The 17,537-nt window shown below is 61.8% G+C and carries 18 protein-coding genes; 8 read left to right on the top strand and 10 right to left on the bottom strand.

Annotated features, from left to right (window positions below; genetic code table 11):
- Positions 1-92: 92 nt before the first annotated feature.
- Positions 93-998 (bottom strand): 5'-nucleotidase, encoded by a 906-nt coding sequence (locus tag AB7M32_RS12990; protein WP_454250122.1) that lies wholly within the window; start codon positions 996-998, stop codon positions 93-95.
- A gap of 21 nt (positions 999-1,019) precedes the next feature.
- Positions 1,020-1,973, bottom strand: a complete 954-nt coding sequence (locus AB7M32_RS12985; protein ID WP_454250121.1) for a putative 2-dehydropantoate 2-reductase — start codon at positions 1,971-1,973, stop codon at positions 1,020-1,022.
- Between the two features lie 318 nt (positions 1,974-2,291).
- On the opposite strand from AB7M32_RS12985, the gene AB7M32_RS12980 reads away from it, so the two are divergent.
- A complete protein-coding gene (locus AB7M32_RS12980; RefSeq protein WP_072408349.1) occupies positions 2,292-3,368 on the top strand; it encodes a 3-deoxy-7-phosphoheptulonate synthase in 1,077 nt (358 codons plus the stop codon).
- Positions 3,369-3,532: 164 nt separating this feature from the next.
- Here the strand turns inward: AB7M32_RS12980 and AB7M32_RS12975 are convergent, their stop codons facing one another.
- A complete protein-coding gene (locus tag AB7M32_RS12975; protein WP_053120470.1) occupies positions 3,533-3,814 on the bottom strand; it encodes a GNAT family N-acetyltransferase in 282 nt (93 codons plus the stop codon).
- 635 nt (positions 3,815-4,449) lie between these two features.
- On the opposite strand from AB7M32_RS12975, the gene oprI reads away from it, so the two are divergent.
- Complete coding sequence (gene oprI / locus AB7M32_RS12970) at positions 4,450-4,701, top strand: outer membrane lipoprotei OprI (RefSeq protein WP_003183784.1); 252 nt, start codon at positions 4,450-4,452, stop codon at positions 4,699-4,701.
- Between the two features lie 123 nt (positions 4,702-4,824).
- On the opposite strand, the gene AB7M32_RS12965 is transcribed toward oprI, so the two are convergent.
- From AB7M32_RS12965 to AB7M32_RS12955, 3 genes are all read right to left on the bottom strand, one after another.
- Positions 4,825-5,796, bottom strand: coding sequence for a L,D-transpeptidase family protein (locus tag AB7M32_RS12965; protein WP_454250120.1), 972 nt, complete (start codon positions 5,794-5,796; stop codon positions 4,825-4,827).
- A 254-nt stretch (positions 5,797-6,050) separates the two neighbouring features.
- Positions 6,051-6,344, bottom strand: a complete 294-nt coding sequence (locus AB7M32_RS12960) for a hypothetical protein (protein ID WP_003199347.1) — start codon at positions 6,342-6,344, stop codon at positions 6,051-6,053.
- A gap of 56 nt (positions 6,345-6,400) precedes the next feature.
- Complete coding sequence (locus AB7M32_RS12955; RefSeq protein ID WP_454250119.1) at positions 6,401-7,006, bottom strand: arylesterase; 606 nt, start codon at positions 7,004-7,006, stop codon at positions 6,401-6,403.
- Between the two features lie 10 nt (positions 7,007-7,016).
- On the opposite strand from AB7M32_RS12955, the gene AB7M32_RS12950 reads away from it, so the two are divergent.
- Genes AB7M32_RS12950 through greB form a run of 3 tightly spaced genes read left to right on the top strand, consistent with a single transcriptional unit; the run spans position 7,017 to position 10,736 of the window.
- Positions 7,017-7,700, top strand: coding sequence for an ABC transporter ATP-binding protein (locus AB7M32_RS12950; RefSeq protein ID WP_060738553.1), 684 nt, complete (start codon positions 7,017-7,019; stop codon positions 7,698-7,700).
- The gene (locus tag AB7M32_RS12945; RefSeq protein ID WP_454250118.1) at positions 7,700-10,204 is read left to right on the top strand and encodes an ABC transporter permease; all 2,505 of its coding nucleotides are present in this window, start codon (positions 7,700-7,702) and stop codon (positions 10,202-10,204) included. The genes AB7M32_RS12950 and AB7M32_RS12945 overlap by 1 nt, the downstream gene beginning before the upstream one ends.
- A gap of 34 nt (positions 10,205-10,238) precedes the next feature.
- Positions 10,239-10,736 (top strand): transcription elongation factor GreB, encoded by a 498-nt coding sequence (greB, locus tag AB7M32_RS12940; RefSeq protein ID WP_003199337.1) that lies wholly within the window; start codon positions 10,239-10,241, stop codon positions 10,734-10,736.
- 7 nt (positions 10,737-10,743) lie between these two features.
- Here greB and AB7M32_RS12935 read toward each other — a convergent pair whose 3' ends face one another.
- From AB7M32_RS12935 to AB7M32_RS12925, 3 genes are all read right to left on the bottom strand, one after another.
- Positions 10,744-11,052, bottom strand: coding sequence for a hypothetical protein (locus AB7M32_RS12935; RefSeq protein ID WP_024618163.1), 309 nt, complete (start codon positions 11,050-11,052; stop codon positions 10,744-10,746).
- Between the two features lie 249 nt (positions 11,053-11,301).
- Positions 11,302-11,736, bottom strand: coding sequence for a DoxX family protein (locus AB7M32_RS12930; protein WP_454250117.1), 435 nt, complete (start codon positions 11,734-11,736; stop codon positions 11,302-11,304).
- A 99-nt stretch (positions 11,737-11,835) separates the two neighbouring features.
- Positions 11,836-13,254, bottom strand: a complete 1,419-nt coding sequence (locus AB7M32_RS12925; RefSeq protein WP_454250116.1) for a transglycosylase SLT domain-containing protein — start codon at positions 13,252-13,254, stop codon at positions 11,836-11,838.
- Positions 13,255-13,489: 235 nt separating this feature from the next.
- Here AB7M32_RS12925 and AB7M32_RS12920 point away from each other — a divergent pair, with 235 nt between their 5' ends.
- The 3 genes from AB7M32_RS12920 to AB7M32_RS12910 all read left to right on the top strand — a co-directional run bounded on the left by AB7M32_RS12920 (position 13,490) and on the right by AB7M32_RS12910 (position 16,592).
- Complete coding sequence (locus AB7M32_RS12920) at positions 13,490-14,299, top strand: TatD family hydrolase (protein ID WP_454250115.1); 810 nt, start codon at positions 13,490-13,492, stop codon at positions 14,297-14,299.
- A gap of 205 nt (positions 14,300-14,504) precedes the next feature.
- Positions 14,505-15,986 (top strand): methyl-accepting chemotaxis protein, encoded by a 1,482-nt coding sequence (locus AB7M32_RS12915; protein WP_454250114.1) that lies wholly within the window; start codon positions 14,505-14,507, stop codon positions 15,984-15,986.
- Between the two features lie 231 nt (positions 15,987-16,217).
- On the top strand, positions 16,218-16,592 hold the full coding sequence (locus AB7M32_RS12910; RefSeq protein ID WP_072408369.1) for a terminase: 375 nt from the start codon (positions 16,218-16,220) through the stop codon (positions 16,590-16,592).
- An 11-nt stretch (positions 16,593-16,603) separates the two neighbouring features.
- Here the strand turns inward: AB7M32_RS12910 and AB7M32_RS12905 are convergent, their stop codons facing one another.
- Positions 16,604-17,401 carry an acyl-CoA thioesterase gene (locus AB7M32_RS12905; RefSeq protein ID WP_454250113.1) on the bottom strand — a complete coding sequence of 266 codons (798 nt, stop codon included), beginning with the start codon at positions 17,399-17,401 and terminating at the stop codon, positions 16,604-16,606.
- Between the last annotated feature and the right edge of the window lie 136 nt (positions 17,402-17,537).

Below are 17,537 nucleotides of genomic sequence, written 5' to 3'. Positions count from 1 at the left end.
CCTCCTCACGTGCCAGAATGGCGGAGATTGATTCAGCTTAGCAGCGCCTTGGGGACTGCGACGTGCGGCCTGACGTCCCGACTCAGAGGCAGTCAGGGCTTTATTTCGTTACTGATGCCATGGGGCACGTGACCGGTGGCGACGACCTCCCGGGCCAATTCGCAGTGGCCGGTCTGGTCATCGAAAAACACATCGGCGGCAAAGGCCTCCAGGAAAGCCGATTTGGTCAGGCCGCCGAGAAACAGCGACTCGTCCAAACGGATATCCCACTCACGCAAAGTCCGGATGACCCGCTCGTGGGCCGGTGCCGAACGGGCGGTCACCAAGGCCGTACGGATGGGGCAGGCGTCCTCGGGAAATTCGCGCTGCAGCGCGTTGAGTGCCGCCAGGAAGCCCTTGAACGGCCCGCCTCGCAGCGGCTCACGGGCAGCCTGTCGCTCGCTGGCCTGGAAAGCTTCCAGACCACCGGCCTGGTAGACACGCTCCGACTCATCGGAAAACAGCACGGCATCGCCGTCGAAGGCAATGCGCAGTTCTGAGCTGGCGGCGCGACTGGCCCCACCCGACAGGATAGTCGCCGCGGCAAATCCGGCGTCCAGGGCGCTGCGCACGTCTTCAGCGTGGGTGGACAAGAACAGGTCGCAGCCGAATGCCTTGAGGTACGGGTAAGGACTGCGGCCGCCAACGAAGGCCGCGCGCGAAATCGCCAGCCCATAATGATGGATCGAGTTGAACACCCTAAGGCCGGTGTCGGCACTGTTGCGCGACACCAGGATCACCTCGACCCGGGCACGCCCCAGGTGCTCGTTGAGGTCCAGCAGTTTCTGCACGAGGGCGAACGCGTCACCGGGCGCCAGAACTTCGTCTTCATGCTCGATCTGGTATTGCCGATAAGCCTCGACGCCACTCGACAGGTACACCTTGTGGCTTTCCCTCAGGTCGAACAACGCCCGCGACGAAATCGCCAGCACCAGTTTGTCGTCGATGTTGTTTGCCATGCCACTCCCCTTTCGCCCCGCTCAGCGGTTACAGCGATCCATGAACGCCAACGCCTGATACAAAGCTTCGATTTTCGGCAGCTCACACCCTGCCGCTTTCGCCGCCGCCAATGGCCGGCCGTAGATCGCGTCCAGCTCCAGCGGCCGCTTGTGGGAGTAATCGTGGTGCATGCTCGGCCAGTAGTCGGGCATCTTCTCGGTCATCGCGAACAGGTACTCGGCATAACCCGGCGCAATGTGATACCCGCAGGCTTGCGCACCGCGGACCACCTCCGCCATCAGCGCCTGGATCAATTCGCGGCTATGGTCGCTGGCCATCAACGGCGTGGTACTGGCGCCCAACAAAACCGAAAGACCGTTGTACGGCACATTCCACACCAGCTTCTGCCAGCGCGCCTGTTGCAAGCCAGGCATGGCCTGGGCCTCGATACCGGCGCTGCGGAACAACGTCGCCGCCTCTTCGACGATCGCCATGCGTTGCGCCTGATCGGCACAGGGACCGCTGTGATAACCGACGTTGACCGCGCCAAGTGCCTGGTGGGCGATGACGCCAGGGCCGACGCGATGCACGCAGATCAGGCACAGGCCACCCAGCAGATGCAGCGAATCGGGCAACAACGGTCGAAGATCGTCCTCGACGTCCAGGCCGTTCTGCAGCAACAGGACTTTTGCCCCGTCAGCGGCAGCCTGGGCAATGGCCGGAGCCAGGTCGGCATTGCTGGTGGTCTTGGCGCCGACCAGCAGCCAGTCACAGGGCGGCATATCGGCTGCCGAGCGATAGGCCTGGACGGGGTCGAGGGCCAGCGCGCCATGGACCGCGCTGTCGATTCGCAAACCGGCTTCGGCCACGGCAGCAAACTCGCTGCGCAGTAGAAAGTGCACGTCAAAACCGGCGCGCGCCAGCATCACGCCATAAAACCCGCCAATCGCCCCGGTGCCGATCATCCCGATCCGCGGTTTAACCCCTGCCTGCATCGTTTCAACTCCCCTGGTAAAAAGCCCCTGCACATCATTACACAGCCTGGTTCTGTAGGAGCTGGCGAAGCCTGCGATCTTTTGATCTTTCGCTCACGACTCAATCGGCTTTGGAAAGATCGCAGCCTCGCTTCGCTCGACAGCTCCTACGAGTCCAGCGGGAGCAAGCTCCCTTGCCGCAATTAAACCGGGCCCAGCCCATTGTCGAGCCACCTCGTAACGCGATAAGGTTCGGCTCCCCGACGCGCTTAAAATTCGCTGTGCACCGCCGCGCGGGGATCGCTGGCGGCCGGCACCCGTGACCTGACGAGTAACACGATGGCTGATTTACCGATCAATGACCTTAACGTCGCCTCCAACGAGACCCTCATCACGCCTGACCAGCTCAAGCGCGATATCCCCCTGAGCGACGCTGCCCTGCGCACCGTGGCCAAGGGCCGGGAAGTCATTCGCAACATCCTGGACGGCACCGACCATCGCCTGTTCGTGGTCATCGGCCCCTGCTCGATCCATGACATCAAGGCCGCCCACGAATACGCCGAGCGCCTGAAAGTGTTGGCGGCGGAAGTCTCCGACACCTTGTACCTGGTCATGCGCGTGTATTTCGAGAAACCGCGGACCACCGTCGGCTGGAAAGGCCTGATCAACGACCCATACCTGGATGACTCCTTCAAGATCCAGGACGGCCTGCACATCGGTCGCCAGTTGCTGCTGGACCTGGCGGAAATGGGCCTGCCCACCGCCACCGAAGCCCTGGACCCGATCTCGCCGCAGTACTTGCAGGACTTGATCAGCTGGTCGGCCATCGGCGCGCGCACCACCGAATCCCAGACCCACCGCGAAATGGCCTCCGGCCTGTCGTCGGCGGTGGGCTTCAAGAACGGCACCGACGGCGGTCTCACCGTGGCGATCAACGCCTTGCAGTCGGTTTCCAGCCCACACCGCTTCCTGGGCATCAACCAGGAGGGTGGCGTGTCGATCGTCACCACCAAGGGCAACGCCTACGGTCACGTGGTGCTGCGCGGCGGCAACGGCAAGCCGAACTATGATTCGGTCAGCGTCGCGCTGTGTGAGCAGGCGCTGAACAAAGCCAAGATCAAGCCGAACATCATGGTCGATTGCAGCCACGCCAACTCCAACAAGGACCCGGCGCTGCAACCGCTGGTGATGGAGAACGTGGCCAACCAGATCCTGGAAGGCAACCAGTCGATTATCGGCCTGATGGTCGAAAGCCACTTGAACTGGGGCTGCCAGGCAATCCCGAAAGACCTCGCCGACTTGCAGTACGGCGTCTCCATCACCGATGCCTGCATCGACTGGAGCGCGACCGAGAACACCTTGCGCAGCATGCACGCCAAACTCAAGGACGTGTTGCCGAAGCGGCAGCGTAGTTGAAAAGATCGCAGCCTCGTTTCACTCGACAGCTCCTGCACAGCTCCTACATGTATTTGGGCTGGGGATGTAGGAGCTGGCGAAGCCTGCGATCTTTTGCTCTCTTTAAGGCATAAAAAAACGCCGGACTTTTCAGTCTGGCGTTTTTTTATGGGGAATCCGTTTTCTCAGAGCTTCGCCGCGTGCCGCTGGTGACGCTCCATGTAACGCTCCACGTAAGAGCAGGACGGGATCACCGTGTAGCCCATCTCTTCAGCGTACTGCAGCGCCCTTTCGGTCAGCGCTGCCGCGATGCCCCGGCCGCGCAAGGCGTTGGGCACGAAGGTGCGATAGATATCCAGGGTCTGCTTGCCCAGGTCCATATAGGTCAGATAGGCACGATGACCGTCCACATTGGTCTCGAACTGATGACCAGCCTGGTCATGGTGGATGGTAACCGCCTCGCTCATCACTACTCCTCGCGGGTCTGAATGCCGACCCCTACCTTACCGATGTTTTTCCGGCGAAGGAACATCTACGCCACCCCGTGCCTTCCTGGTCACCGAGCGCCAAAATCGATCCGCTCAAACCCGAGCACGTCGTGAATAGTAGGCACCAATGACGCAAATGCTCAAGGCACGCCTGTCATCGAAGGGGTAAACCTGGTCGGGTTTATCGATTGAGCGCCATCGTCGAGCGGTAGTCGGTCACGGTGCAATAGCTGAACATCGCCAGTTGTTGAGTCTTGAGACGAGCGCGCGTAGTTAAAGTCACCGCCAATACCAATAAAGATGCCTGGGACGTTGCACAAAAAATGTACAAAAGTGTAGGTGAATCAATAAACAACGACGTTAGCGAGGGCTGCAAGAGTTCTCCCCCGCCGCGGAACTTTTCTTCGTCGACGCGCTCCTGCCAAGGGCTTGGGGCTGTATATTTTTTCAACAACCCTAAGAAAAGTTGCTCGAAAAAGAATCACCGCCTACAATTTTTTTGCTTCTTGCGCTACGTCAGTTTACTTACTACAAGTAATGGGTAGTATGTACGCCGGCTAACTCCTCAGTCTGGGGAGACAGTCACTAATAGAAAGTCCTTGAAGGGGAAACCGATGAACAACGTTCTGAAATTCTCTGCTCTGGCCCTGGCCGCAGTTCTGGCTACCGGTTGCAGCAGCGCATCGAAAGAAACCGAAGCACGTCTGACTGCTACCGAAGACGCAGCAGCTCGTTCCCAGGCTCGTGCAGACGAAGCTTACCGTAAAGCTGATGAAGCTCTGGCTGCTGCTCAAAAAGCACAACAGACTGCTGACGAAGCTAACGAGCGTGCTCTGCGCATGCTGGAAAAAGCTAGCCGCAAGTAATAGTCCTTCGGGATTGTTATCGAGCCGACCCATTTTTGGGTCGGCTTTTTTATTGCTTGGCGTTTAAGCAGGCGATAAAAAACCCGCCGACATCGCGAAACGTCGGCGGGTTGCTTTCGAGTTTTACTGCTGCAAGTCGATCGGCGCGCTCGAGACCATCGGTGCCGAGGTATTGGGAACGGCAATCTCCACCGGCAGGCCATCTTCGGCCGCCACCACGTCCCGCACCACATCCCAGTTCATGCGCAGGTTACTGGTGATGTCTTCGCGCTTGAGCATCGCATTGATCACCGCGGTGTGCTTGTCCACCACCGACGGGTTGCCCTTGTCGTCCAGTGGTGTATGCGCTTCCAGGTACACCTTGCCGCCACTCAAGCCCAGCTTGTAGGGGTCGTTGATGATCCGCACCGACGTGCCCACCGGCACCATGCTGGCCATTTCCAGTACGTTGTTGTTGAACATCCTGAAGCAACCGTGGCTGGTCCGCATGCCGATGCCGAACTTCTTGTTCGAACCATGGATCAGGTAGCCCGGGGTGCCCAGTGTGAACTTGAAAGGGCCCAGCGGGTTATCAGGCCCGGCGGGCACGACATTCGGCAACGGGTCGCCGTCGGCAGCGTGTTCGGCCTTGATCGATGCGGGCGGAGTCCAGGTCGGGTTCGGTGTCTTGGCGATGATGCTGGTGTGGGCGATCGGCGACCCCCAGCCCTCACGGCCAATCCCCAACGGGAAGGTGTACACCACGTTCCGCCCCTTGGGGAAATAGTAGAGACGGTACTCGGCCAGGTTGATCACGATACCCTCGCGCGGGCCCGGCGGCAGGATGAAGCGAGTGGGCAGCACGATCTCGGTGCCAGCGCCCGGCAACCAGGGATCGACTCCAGGGTTGGCGGCGACCATCTCGCTGTAACCCAGGTCATAGGTGGTGCCCAGGTCGGCAAAGGTATCTTCGTATTTGGCCTTGATGACTTGCACCTGGCCAATGATGTCTTCACCCGGCGGTGGCAGAGGCAGTTCGAGTGCGGCAACGGGGCCCGCCATACACAGGGCGGCAAGAGACAGGCAGCGGGCGACGGCAGACAAGCGCGGCAACATCCGGGAAATCCTTCGCAGATCGAACAAGGGGTATGAAAGCGGCGATTGTACACTGCCACCCGTTATTTCGGGGAGAGCGGCAAGGCGGCGTCCGATGCACAGCAGTTTTTTTGGGGCATTCACCCCGCGCCCTGTGGGAGCCGAGCTTGCTCGCGATGACGGCGGTACATTCACCCTCGATGCAAGCAGTGCCACCGCTATCGCGAGCAAGCTCGGCTCCCACAGGGGCGCGGGTCATGGCACGCGCTGAGGGATTACAACTCGAACCGCAGCTCCGGCCAGATCGGCGAGGTGCCGCGCTTCTGGGATTCCAGGATCGCCCGGCACAGCGAGCACAGGCGATGATCCTGGAAAATCTTGCGATCGACGCTCGACCAGCGCGGCTGGGCCGGCAGCAGGCTACCGCAGAGGGTCCGGTCGGCCGAGCCACCGAGTTCCAACTGCCGGGTCACCAGATGCACCCGTACTTCCTGGCAGGCGAACAGATCCAGCTGCTCGTCGGGCTCGATCAGTTGGTAGGCAAACAGGGACCAGGCGGGACGCGGCATCGGGGGCTCCAAATCGGGGGCGCCACATTAGCCGAAAGCCCGCTGGTAGAAAAGCGTCAAAGCAGCGGTTTCAGCGTCGGCCAGACATTTTCCAGCAACTTGCCCTGGGCGGCGACGGACGGGTGCAATCCGTCGCCTTGCATCATTCCGGGAACACCTCCGATGTCCTTGAGGAAAAACGGCACCAGCGGCACTTTTTTCTCCTCGGCCAGGGTGCTGTAGACCCGGGCGAAGGCATCGGTGTATCGGCGCCCGTAATTGGGCGGCAGTTGCATGCCCAGCAATAACACCTTGGCACCGCTTGCCCGGGAACTGTCGATCATCGCTGCAAGGTTTTGTTGCAATTGCGTTGGCGGTTGCCCGCGCAAGCCATCGTTGCCACCCAGCTCCAGGATCACCAGGTCCGGTTTATGGGCTGCAAGCAGCGCCGGCAGCCGCGCCTGGCCTCCGGCGCTGGTGTCCCCACTGATGGAGGCATTGACCACTTTATCGTCAAACCCCTCGGCCTTGAGCCGTTGCTCGAGCAACGCTACCCAACCTTGCCGGGTATCCAGGCCGAAAGCCGCGCTGATACTATCGCCAACGATCAGGACTGTACCCGCCGCTGCGTTCTGGACCATGCACATCAAGGCCAGGCCGGCACTCAAAAACCACACACGCATCGGATTCTCCATGGGCTCAAGCATTCTCACCGCGACGGACCTTAGCAAAGTGGTCGCCAGCGCGGAAGGTGAACTGACCATCCTGCACGAACTCAGCCTGGAACTGAACAAAGGCGACAGCCTGGCCATCGTCGGCGCGTCCGGTTCCGGCAAATCCACCCTCCTGGGCCTGCTGGCCGGCCTCGACCTGCCCAGCAGCGGCGAGGTCACACTCGCCGGCCAGGCCCTCAGCGCACTGGATGAAGACCAGCGTGCGCGGATCCGCGCCGAGCATGTCGGTTTCGTGTTCCAGTCGTTCCAGTTGCTCGACAGCCTCAATGCACTGGAAAACGTCATGCTGCCGCTGGAACTGGACGGCCGCAAGGATGCCCGTGAACGCGCCACACAACTGTTGCAGCGCGTCGGCCTGGGCCAGCGCCTGACCCATTCACCGCGCCAGCTCTCCGGCGGCGAACAGCAACGGGTGGCGATTGCCCGCGCCTTTGCCGCCGAGCCCGACGTGCTGTTTGCCGACGAGCCCACCGGCAACCTCGACAGCCACACCGGCGAGCGCATCAGCGACCTGCTGTTCGAACTGAACAAGGAACGCGGCACGACCCTGGTGCTGGTCACCCATGATGAACGCCTGGCCCATCGCTGCCGGCGCCTGATCCGACTTGAAGCCGGCGAGATGGTCGCCCCTCTGGAGCCTTGATGGCACGTTTGCCGCTGTTGCGCCTGTTCAGTCTCGCTGTCCGTCAATTGCTTCGCGATGCCCGCGCCGGTGAGTTGCGGGTGTTGTTCTTCGCCCTGCTGGTGGCGGTGGCGGCAAGTACCGCCATCGGCTACTTCGGTGCCCGCCTCAACGGCGCGATGATGATGCGCGCCACCGAATTCCTCGGTGCCGACCTGCTGCTCGAAGGCAGCTCGCCGGCCCGTCCTGAGCAGATCCGTAGCGGCACCGAACTGGGCCTGGAACACGCCCGGGTGGTGGAGTTCTCCAGTGTCGTGGCCACCGACAATGGCATCCAGTTGTCCAGCGTCAAGGCGGCCGATGACCGCTACCCATTGCGCGGCGAGCTGAAAAGCAGCCCCGCCCCGTTCGCGCCGGAAGAAACCGGCGGACGTCCGAACCCTGGCGAGGCCTGGGTCGAGGCACGGCTGCTGACGGCACTGGACCTGAAGATCGGCGACAGCATCGACGTTGGCAACCAAACCCTGCGGTTGGCCCGAGTGCTGACCTATGAACCGGATCGCGCCGGCAATTTCTACAGCCTCACCCCGCGAGTGCTGATCAACCTCAAGGACCTGGAGGCCACCGGCGTGGTGCAACCGGGCAGCCGTGTCAGCTATCGCGACCTGTGGCGCGGTCCGGCACCGGCCTTGCAAACCTACCGCGACCTGGTCAAGCCTGGCCTTGAAGCCAACCAGCGCCTGCAGGATGCCCGCGACGGCAACCGTCAGATCGGCGGCGCCCTGGGCAAGGCCGAGCGCTACCTGAACATGGCCAGTCTGGTGGCGGTGTTGCTATCCGGGGTCGCCGTCGCGCTCTCGGCCAACCGCTTTGCCACCCGACGCTTCGATGCCAGCGCGCTGCTGCGCTGCCTGGGCCTTTCACGCCGGGAAACCATGGTGCTGTTCAGCCTGCAATTGACGGTGCTGGGCCTGCTCGCCAGTATCAGCGGCGCCCTGCTCGGCTGGGTCGCCCAACTCGGCCTGTTCGCCCTGCTGCATGACCTGCTGCCCACCACCGTTCCGCCGGGTGGTCTGCTGCCGGCAATCGCCGGGATCGGCACCGGGCTGGTGGCGCTGGCGGGGTTCGCCCTGCCGCCACTGGCTGCGCTGGGACGAGTGCCACCGTTGCGCGTGCTGCGCCGGGACATGCTGCCGATCCCCTCCAGCTCCTGGGTGATCTACGGTGCCGCATTGGGTGCCCTGGGCCTGATCATGTGGCGCCTGAGCCTGGACCTGGTCCTGACCTTCGCCCTGCTGGGCGGTGGCGTCGTTGCCGCGCTGGTGCTCGGCGGCTTGTTGTTGCTGCTGCTCCAGAGCCTGCGTCGCCTGCTGGCCCGCGCCGCCCTGCCCTGGCGCCTGGGCCTCGGCCAATTGCTGCGCCATCCCTTGGCAGCCGCCGGTCAAGCCTTGGCGTTCGGCCTGATCCTGTTGTCCATGGCGTTGATCGCGTTGCTGCGTGGTGAATTGCTGGACACCTGGCAAAACCAGTTGCCCAAAAACGCGCCGAACTACTTCGCCCTGAACATCCTGCCCAACGACAAGCAGGCCTTCACCGACAAACTGCTGGAATTGTCCGCACATTCGGCCCCGCTCTACCCCGTGGTGCCCGGACGCCTCATCAGCATCAATGGCGAACCGGCCACGGAGTTCGTCACCAAGGACTCGGCGGGTGACCGGGCGCTGCAGCGCGACCTGAGCCTGACCTGGGCCGCGGAGCTGCCAGCGGGCAACGTCGTCACCGCAGGGACCTGGTGGCCGCAGCAACCTGCGGACGATGTCCCGGGGGTTTCGGTGGAAGGCAAAGTGGCCGATAACCTCAAGATCAAGTTGGGTGACCGCCTGGTCTTCAGCGTGGGCGGCGTCAACCGTGAAGCCAAGGTCACCAGCCTGCGGGAAATCAACTGGGACAATTTCCAACCCAACTTCTTCATGATCTTCCAACCCGGTACATTGAAAGACCTGCCGGCGACCTACCTCACCAGTTTCTACCTGGCGCCGGGACACGACCAACAGATCGTCGACCTGTCCAGGGCCTTTCCGGCGGTGACGATCCTGCAAGTCGAGGCCTTGCTCGAACAACTGCGCAGCATCCTGGCCCAGGTGACCCTGGCCGTGGAGTACGTGTTGCTGTTCGTGCTGGCGGCGGGAATGGCGGTGTTGTTCTCCGGCCTGCAGGCGACCCTCGACGAACGAATCCGCCAAGGCGCGCTGTTGCGCGCACTGGGCGCCGAACGGCCCCTGCTGGTCAAGGCCCGGCGCATCGAGTTCGGCCTGTTGGGCGCCGTCAGTGGCCTGCTTGCGGCCCTGGGTTCGGAACTGGTGAGCCTGGTGCTTTACCGGTACGCCTTCGACCTGCCCTGGCATCCGCATCCATGGCTGTTGGTATTGCCGTTGCTGGGGGCTTTGTTGATCGGCGCGGCCGGGGTGTTCGGCACCCGCCGGGCGCTCAACGCCAGCCCGCTGACAGTATTGCGCGAGGGTTGATAGACTCCCGGCTTCGCTATCACAAGAAGTTGCCATGAGCCGTTATCGCCCACCCCGCACCGCAGGCACCGCGCTGATCACCCCCGAGGGTGAAGCGCGGATGCGCGCTGAATTCCATGAGCTGTGGCATGTGCGCCGTCCCCAGGTGACCCAGGCGGTCAGCGAGGCGGCGGCCCAGGGTGATCGTTCGGAAAATGCCGAATACACCTACGGCAAGAAAATGTTGCGGGAAATCGACAGTCGCGTGCGTTTCCTCACCAAGCGCCTCGAAGCGCTCAAAGTGGTCAGTGAGAAACCCAGCGATCCGAACAAGGTGTATTTTGGCGCCTGGGTCACGGTTGAAGATGAGGACGGCAAGGAATCACGCTACCGCATCGTCGGCCCGGACGAGCTGGACCTGAAACAGAACCTGATCAGCATCGACTCGCCGTTGGCACGGGCGCTGATCGGCAAGGCCCTGGACGCCGAGGTCAGCGTCCAGACGCCCACGGGCGAAAAACGGGTCTACATCGTGGACATCGCGTATCCGTAACCTCACCTCAACGGCGCGTGATCAAGCCCTGCCGTGCGACACGGGTCAGTTGCCGGATCATTTCAGGAGCGTCCGCTGCGCTGGGGGACTGGATGACAGCCAGGTCGAAGCTGTCATTGGCAAAACGCGCCAGTGACTCACCGTCTTCGACAAACTGGATCAGGAAAGCGGCAGGCCCGTGGTTGCGACGCGGCCAGCCGTCGAGGTAACGCAAGAGTGTTGGCTGGTGAGTGCCGCCCAGGAGAATTTTCGGGTTGCGTTGCACAAGGTTCGCCGTGATCGGCGCAAGACGTACAAGGGGGCTGGGTGCGTTCATCGTGTCGTGTCTCTGCCTCGAAAGTCTGCATGGCAGGTGAGAGGCAACACCGAACCAGCGCTTTAGCGGTATTTCGAAGCCGTGTCTTTCCGGCTTCTATCGGCAACGGGATGAGTCACCTGGCGCCCCGCAAGTAGCTGTTTAAATCGGCGCATGAGCGGCATCCTAGAGAAGCTGACCGGCCAGTGTCAAGAATCACTCCCCATAAAAAGGCCCGTACAAGACGGGCCTCGGGTTCCAATCGTGCACTCAACCCGCGATGGCGCGATCGACCGACAACTTGCCCGCCCCTTCAATCAGCACGGCCATACTGCCCGCCAGCAACGCCAGGGCGAACTCATAACCGTTGTTGGCCATGAACAAGCCGTTACCGATGTGCACGGAGAAAATCGCCACCAGCGACAGGAAGGCCAGGCCCAGTGCCGCAGGACGCGCCAGCAGACCGACGATCAGCGCCAGCCCGGCGAAAAACTCCGTACCGCCCGCCAGTGTCGCCATCACATAGCCCGGGGTCAGGCCGATGCTTTCCATCCACTGCGCCGTGCCTGCAAGGCCGTAGCCACCGAACAGGCCAAAGAGTTTCTGCGCGCCGTGGGCGGCAAATATGACACCGACGGCGATGCGCAGGACAGTCAAGCCATAGCCGGCGCGGGTGAACAGAACTTTGTTGATGAGAGTGCTCATAAGGTCATTCCTTGGGAGTAGTAGAGTTGGCCGCTATATTAATCAATAAAATTCATGTTAAAAGCGGAAAAAATCCGTAATACCAATCAATTTATTCGATCACTTACGCAATGCAACCTTTTGCTCCTTCGGTTCCAGGGACTCCCGTTCACGATCAAACGCCAGGTAGTACTTATTCACACTATTAACATAGCTGACGGCGCCCATTCCTACCTGCTCCATGGCGATACGTTCGACCTGGAAAAACCATTGGTTGGGGTTCAGCCCCCGCCGCCGGGCCTCGGCTCGCATGCCTTGGACGCGCTCGGGGCCCATGTTGTAGGCCGCCAGGACGAAGGCCATGCGTTCGCGATCGTTGAGCTTGGGGCTGGCAAAGAACTTGCGGCGGATGAGGGCCAGGTACTTGGCGCCGGCCTGCACGTTGGCGTCCACGTTCTGGATGTTATCGACTCCGACCCGCTGGGCTGCCGCCGGGGTGATCTGCATCAGGCCGGTGGGGCCTGCACCGCTGCGGGCATTGGGTTGCAGGGCGGATTCCTTGAAAGCCAGGGCCGCCAGGTTGAGCCAGTCCATGCCTTGGGCATCGGCATGCTTTTGCAGCACCGGGCGCAGCTTTTCCAAGCGTTGGCGATTGGCCCGGGCCAGCGGATAGTGAACCTGGTACAAACGCCGGTAGATGCGCAGGAATGCCGCGTCCTGATTGTCGGGCACCTTATAGGTCGCCAGGAACCGGTCGATGCTCGCCCGCAGCATGGCGGCGTCACGGCGAACGAACCAATACTCGTCACCCGGCTCGCCAATCAGCACCTGGCGGTCGAAGCGCAGCTTGGGCAGAATCTTGCCCCAGCGCTCGGCAATGGGTTGCTCGACGATGGTCAAATGGAAAATCCCGCCCTGGACCATCTCCAGGACATCTTCCACGGCCAGGGTAGGATCGACCCATTCGATCTTCACTGGCGGCAGTTTGAGCAGCGCCAGTTTCTGGTTGATCTGGCTCACGGCATCCCCGGCCGCACTGCCGTTGGGCAGGGCCAGGGTCTTGCCGGAAAGTTGCTCCACGCGTGTGTAACGCTTCTCTCCCTTGATGCCCACCAACAGCAAAGGCACATCGGTACGGATCGGATTGCTGGCGCTGACGGCATGGCCGGCCTGAGGCTCAAGCAGCTCACCCGGCGCGACAAGATCGCCCTCCCCGCGCTGCAAGGCACCGAGCAGTTGGTCCTTGGCCTTGGGAATGATCTTGAGGGTGATTTCCTGGCCGTCCCGGGCATGGCCGTTGAGATATTGCTCGAAAGCACGCAGCCGATGGTATTCGACGCCAATGGGTTGCCCCTGGACTTCACCGGAGCTGTTGCGGCTCTGGTTGACCAAAACCTTCAACACACGGCTGCTGCGGATCTGCGCCAGGTCGCGCACCGTGCCCGGCGCCGCCTGCACCGGCCCGGGCAGCCGTGCTTCGGCCGGTATCGGCAACAGCAGCGAACAACACAACAGTAACAATACCTGGGGACGTGTCATCCACTCTCCGGAAGGACCACTGCGGACCGCCCCCATGAAACACGAGACTGAGTCGACAGAAACAGAGCGCCAGGGGCGCTGAAAAAGTGCGGAAGACTGGCACAGTGATGGCTTTTATACCAACCCTATGTGTCTCGCGGCCTTAACAGACAGCCTCAACTCATTGTAGTTCTTGGCTTTTCTTATAAATCTACAGCTCTGATATGCTTTCCGGCCTTTGGGCCGAGGTAGCACCATGCAACTCATCGATATCGGCGTCAACCTGACCAACCCCAGTTTCACCGACAAACACCAGGCGGTGCTTGAGCGCGCCTATGCATCCGGGGTCTGCCAACTGGTCTTGACCGGCACCAGCATCGAGGGCAGCGAACAGGCCCTGCAATTGTGCCAACACCTCGACGAGACCGGGGAACGACTGTTTTCCACCGCTGGCATTCACCCCCACAGCGCCAGCGAGTGGACCGCCGATAGCGCCCGGCACCTCAAGGACCTGCTGATGCACAGCCGCGTGCGCGCGGTGGGTGAATGCGGACTGGATTTCAACCGAGACTTCTCGCCCCGCTCCCAGCAGGAAAAGGTCCTGGAGGAACACCTCGCCCTGGCGGTCGAGCTGCAATTACCGGTCTTCCTGCATGAGCGCGACGCCGACCAGCGCTTGCTGGACATTCTCCGGGAGTTTCGCGATCAATTGCCGGCGGCGGTGGTGCACTGCTTCACCGGGGAAAAAAAAGCGTTGTTCAGCTACCTCGATCTCGACCTGCATATTGGTATCACTGGCTGGATCTGCGACGAACGCCGGGGTACGCACCTGCACCCGTTGGTGCGCGAAATACCCCGTGGCCGGCTGATGCTCGAAAGCGACGCGCCCTACCTGCTGCCCCGCACGCTGCGGCCCAAACCCAAGAACGGGCGCAACGAGCCGGCCTACCTGACGGAAGTCCTGCGCGAAGTGGCTTTGCACCGGGACGAAACCCAGGAAGACCTGGCAGCCCACAGCAGCGCCTGCGCCCGAGCGTTTTTCGGGTTGCCCGCCATTACCGAATAAACACAGATTCCCTGTGGGAGCGGGCTTGCTCGCGAATGGGTTGGGTCAATCACCGCTGTATTTGCTGATCCACCGCATTCGCGAGCAAGCCCGCTCCCACAGGGACTCTGTTGTCTGTTGACCCACATCAAAATCCCGGCGCCTGAATAGCGGCAGAATAATGGCACCTTGCCAATGCTGTTTCCGCTATCAGAGAAAACCTTCCATGGGTGCCTGGCTTAGCAATATCTCGTTGAAATACAAATTCTGGGCGGTCAATGCGGTCGCCTTTATCACCACCTTGCTCCTGGTGCTCTACGCGGTGCACCTCGAACAGCAGGCGCGCAACCACGCAGCCCAGGCAAACGCCCAGGCCCAAGCACAGGTGCTCAATGCCTGGCCTGCCGGGCAACCGTTGCCCAGGGCTGGCGATCTCTTGGCATTCCGGCGCGACCAGGTCCCGGTGTTCAACGAACGACCGCTGCCTTCGCTGGCTCAGGTTGATGGCTGGATCGAACTCGATGCCGGGCCGCTGCTTGGCGACGATCCGTTGCTGGGTGCCCAAGTAATCCGTCGAGCTGACGGACAATCACTCGCGGTGTTGGCCCAAGGGGTAAGCCTGAGCCAAGTGTTCGGTGAACGCTTCAGCCAATACGCCATGGCCGTGTTCGTATTGATGCTGGCAATGCTGGGCGCATCGCAGCTGTTGATCCGCTTTTTGCTCAGCCAGCTCAACACGCTCAAGGACGTAATGCTGCATGTGGAAAAAACCGGTGACCTGTCCGCCCGTGTGCCTCTGGCCTGCAAGGACGAAGTGGGCCAGATGGCGGCGGCGTTCAACGCCATGCAGGCCGGTTATCAACGGGTGGTCGACACCGTTGCCAGCACTGCCCGGCAGTTGGACAGTGGTGCGGCGCGCCTGGCGTCGAGCATGAACGATGTTCGCCACGGCATGCTCGGCCAGCAAAGCGAAACCGATCAGGCAGCCACGGCGATCAACGAAATGTCCGCCACGGTTTATCACATCGCCCAGCACGCCGGCGCCACCCGCGACCTGTCGAAAACCGCCGACACCTTGGCCGGCAACGGTCACGAAGTGGTCGGCCGGGTGCAACAGTCGATCACCGGGTTGTCGGCGGGGGTGCAGCAGACTGCCGAAATGATCCAGCGCCTGGCCGAAGACAGTCAGAAGATCAACAGCGTGGTCAATGTAATACACAGCATCGCCGAGCAAACCAATCTGCTGGCCCTGAACGCGGCCATCGAAGCGGCGCGGGCCGGGGAAATGGGCCGAGGTTTTGCCGTGGTGGCCGACGAGGTGCGCAACCTGGCCAAGCGGGTACAGGCCTCCACGGATGAAATCACCACCATGGTCTCGGCCCTGCAAGCCGGCACCCGGGACGCGGTGGACTTCATGCAGGAGAGTTCGCTCAAGGCCGACGATTGCGTGCAACAGGCCCGCGAGGCCGGCGATGCGCTGGCACAGATCACCGCAGCGGTGGCCCAAATGCGCGAGAGCAACACCCAGATCGCGGTCGCGGCCGAGCAACAAAGCCACGTCGCCGAGGAAATGAACCGGGCGGTGGTGAGCATTCGCGACGTGACCGAAAACACTGTGCGCCAGACCGTCGATTCAGCCACCACCAGCGATGAATTGGCAACGTTGGCGGGCGAGCTGAGCAAGGCGATTGGGCAGCTCAAACTTTGAGGTGGCCTTCGCGAGCAAGCTCGCTCCCACATCGGATCGAGTCGGACACAAAAGTTTGTGAACCCGACAGACCCCATGTGGGAGCGAGCTCACTCGCGAAGAGGCCAGTACAGTCAACCCAAATGTAATTTTTGAAACTCTATCGCCCCGATAACCAACCTCGATTCGCAGGCGCCCTGGCAGGCACCTATTCTTCAAGCATAAGTGCACACGAATAGAGGGAATAGCATCATGGGCAAACGTCATCCCAATCTTCCAGCCTGGCAATGGCGCGCCTACCCCGACAATCATCGCCACCCCACCAACCTGGTGTTGCACCTGATTGCCGTGCCGCTGTTCATCATCGCGTTTCTGCTGATTGTGACGGGCGTGTTCAGCTTGAGCCTGGGGGACATCGCCATCGGCGTCATCGGCCTGCTCGCGGCACTCGGATTGCAGCGTCACGGACACAGCCTGGAGGCCCAGGCCTCCGAGCCGTTCAGCGATCGCAAGGATGCCGTGTCACGCCTGCTAGTGGAGCAGTTCCTGACTTTTCCACGGTTCTTTCTCAGCGGGGGCTGGTGGCGCGCCTGGCGTGATCGCCACCGTCACCACCGTAAACCTTAGCCAAAGCGGCCTTACCCGAAGATCGTTACCGTCTGCCGGCTCAGGGCGATCAAGCGGCCATCGGCGCTCCAGAACTTCGCGGCAATATGGCCGTAGCCGTCCTGGGCATGTTCGATCTCGGCCAGGTATTTGCACCAGTCCAGCGTCGTGAGGTCCAGCAGCGGCTGGACGAACTCGATGGTCCACGTGAGCGTGCTGCCCGGGGCCATTTGCGAGAGGTGAGGCAACAACGCCGGGGGCCAGGCGTCCACCAAGGCCAGGATATGGCTTTCGTTCAGCGGCTCATCCTGCACATCGCCGCGCAAGCGCACCCAGCCGCCCATGCTCCGGGATTTATTGCCGCTGAACGGCACGCCACCGACGCTCCAGCGCATCGCCAGGTGCCGCATGAATTCCGGGGTCATGCCCTTGACGTAAGGCAGCTCCTGGGATTGCTCCACGCTCTTGAATTCCGGCGCGGGATCGGCCTGTACCGCCACCACGGACGAGCGCGAGGCACCAAAGCTGCCTTGCACCACAGTCACCACCTGACCGTTCTGCACCGCGCGTCCCAACACTTGGCTTACCGCCTTGCCTTCTCGCAACACGTCGACTTCGAAATTGACCGGCACGTCGGGCTCGACCGGGCCGACAAAGGTAATCGCCAGGGAACGCACCGGGCGATCCGCCGGCACTTGGGCACGCATCGCCTCATATTGCAGCGCCGCCACCAAACCGCCAAAAGTGGCCCGGCCCTGGCCCCATTCGGGCGCGATGGTCACCGCACCTGGCTGCCGGCGCACGGCATCGATCAACTCGGAAAAGCGCATGACGACCTCGAAAACGGGGAAAAAGGATGACGGCATCTTAACCAGCCCAGGCAGGCGGCACAGGGCTCATTCCGGCCAAAGAGGCTGACAGAAAAGCCGAGGATCTCGAATCCACCCCCGCCCTACTGTGGGAGCG

This window comes from Pseudomonas sp. R151218B TE3479 (assembly GCF_053629195.1).
This window is presented reverse-complemented; position numbering and strand designations above follow the sequence as displayed.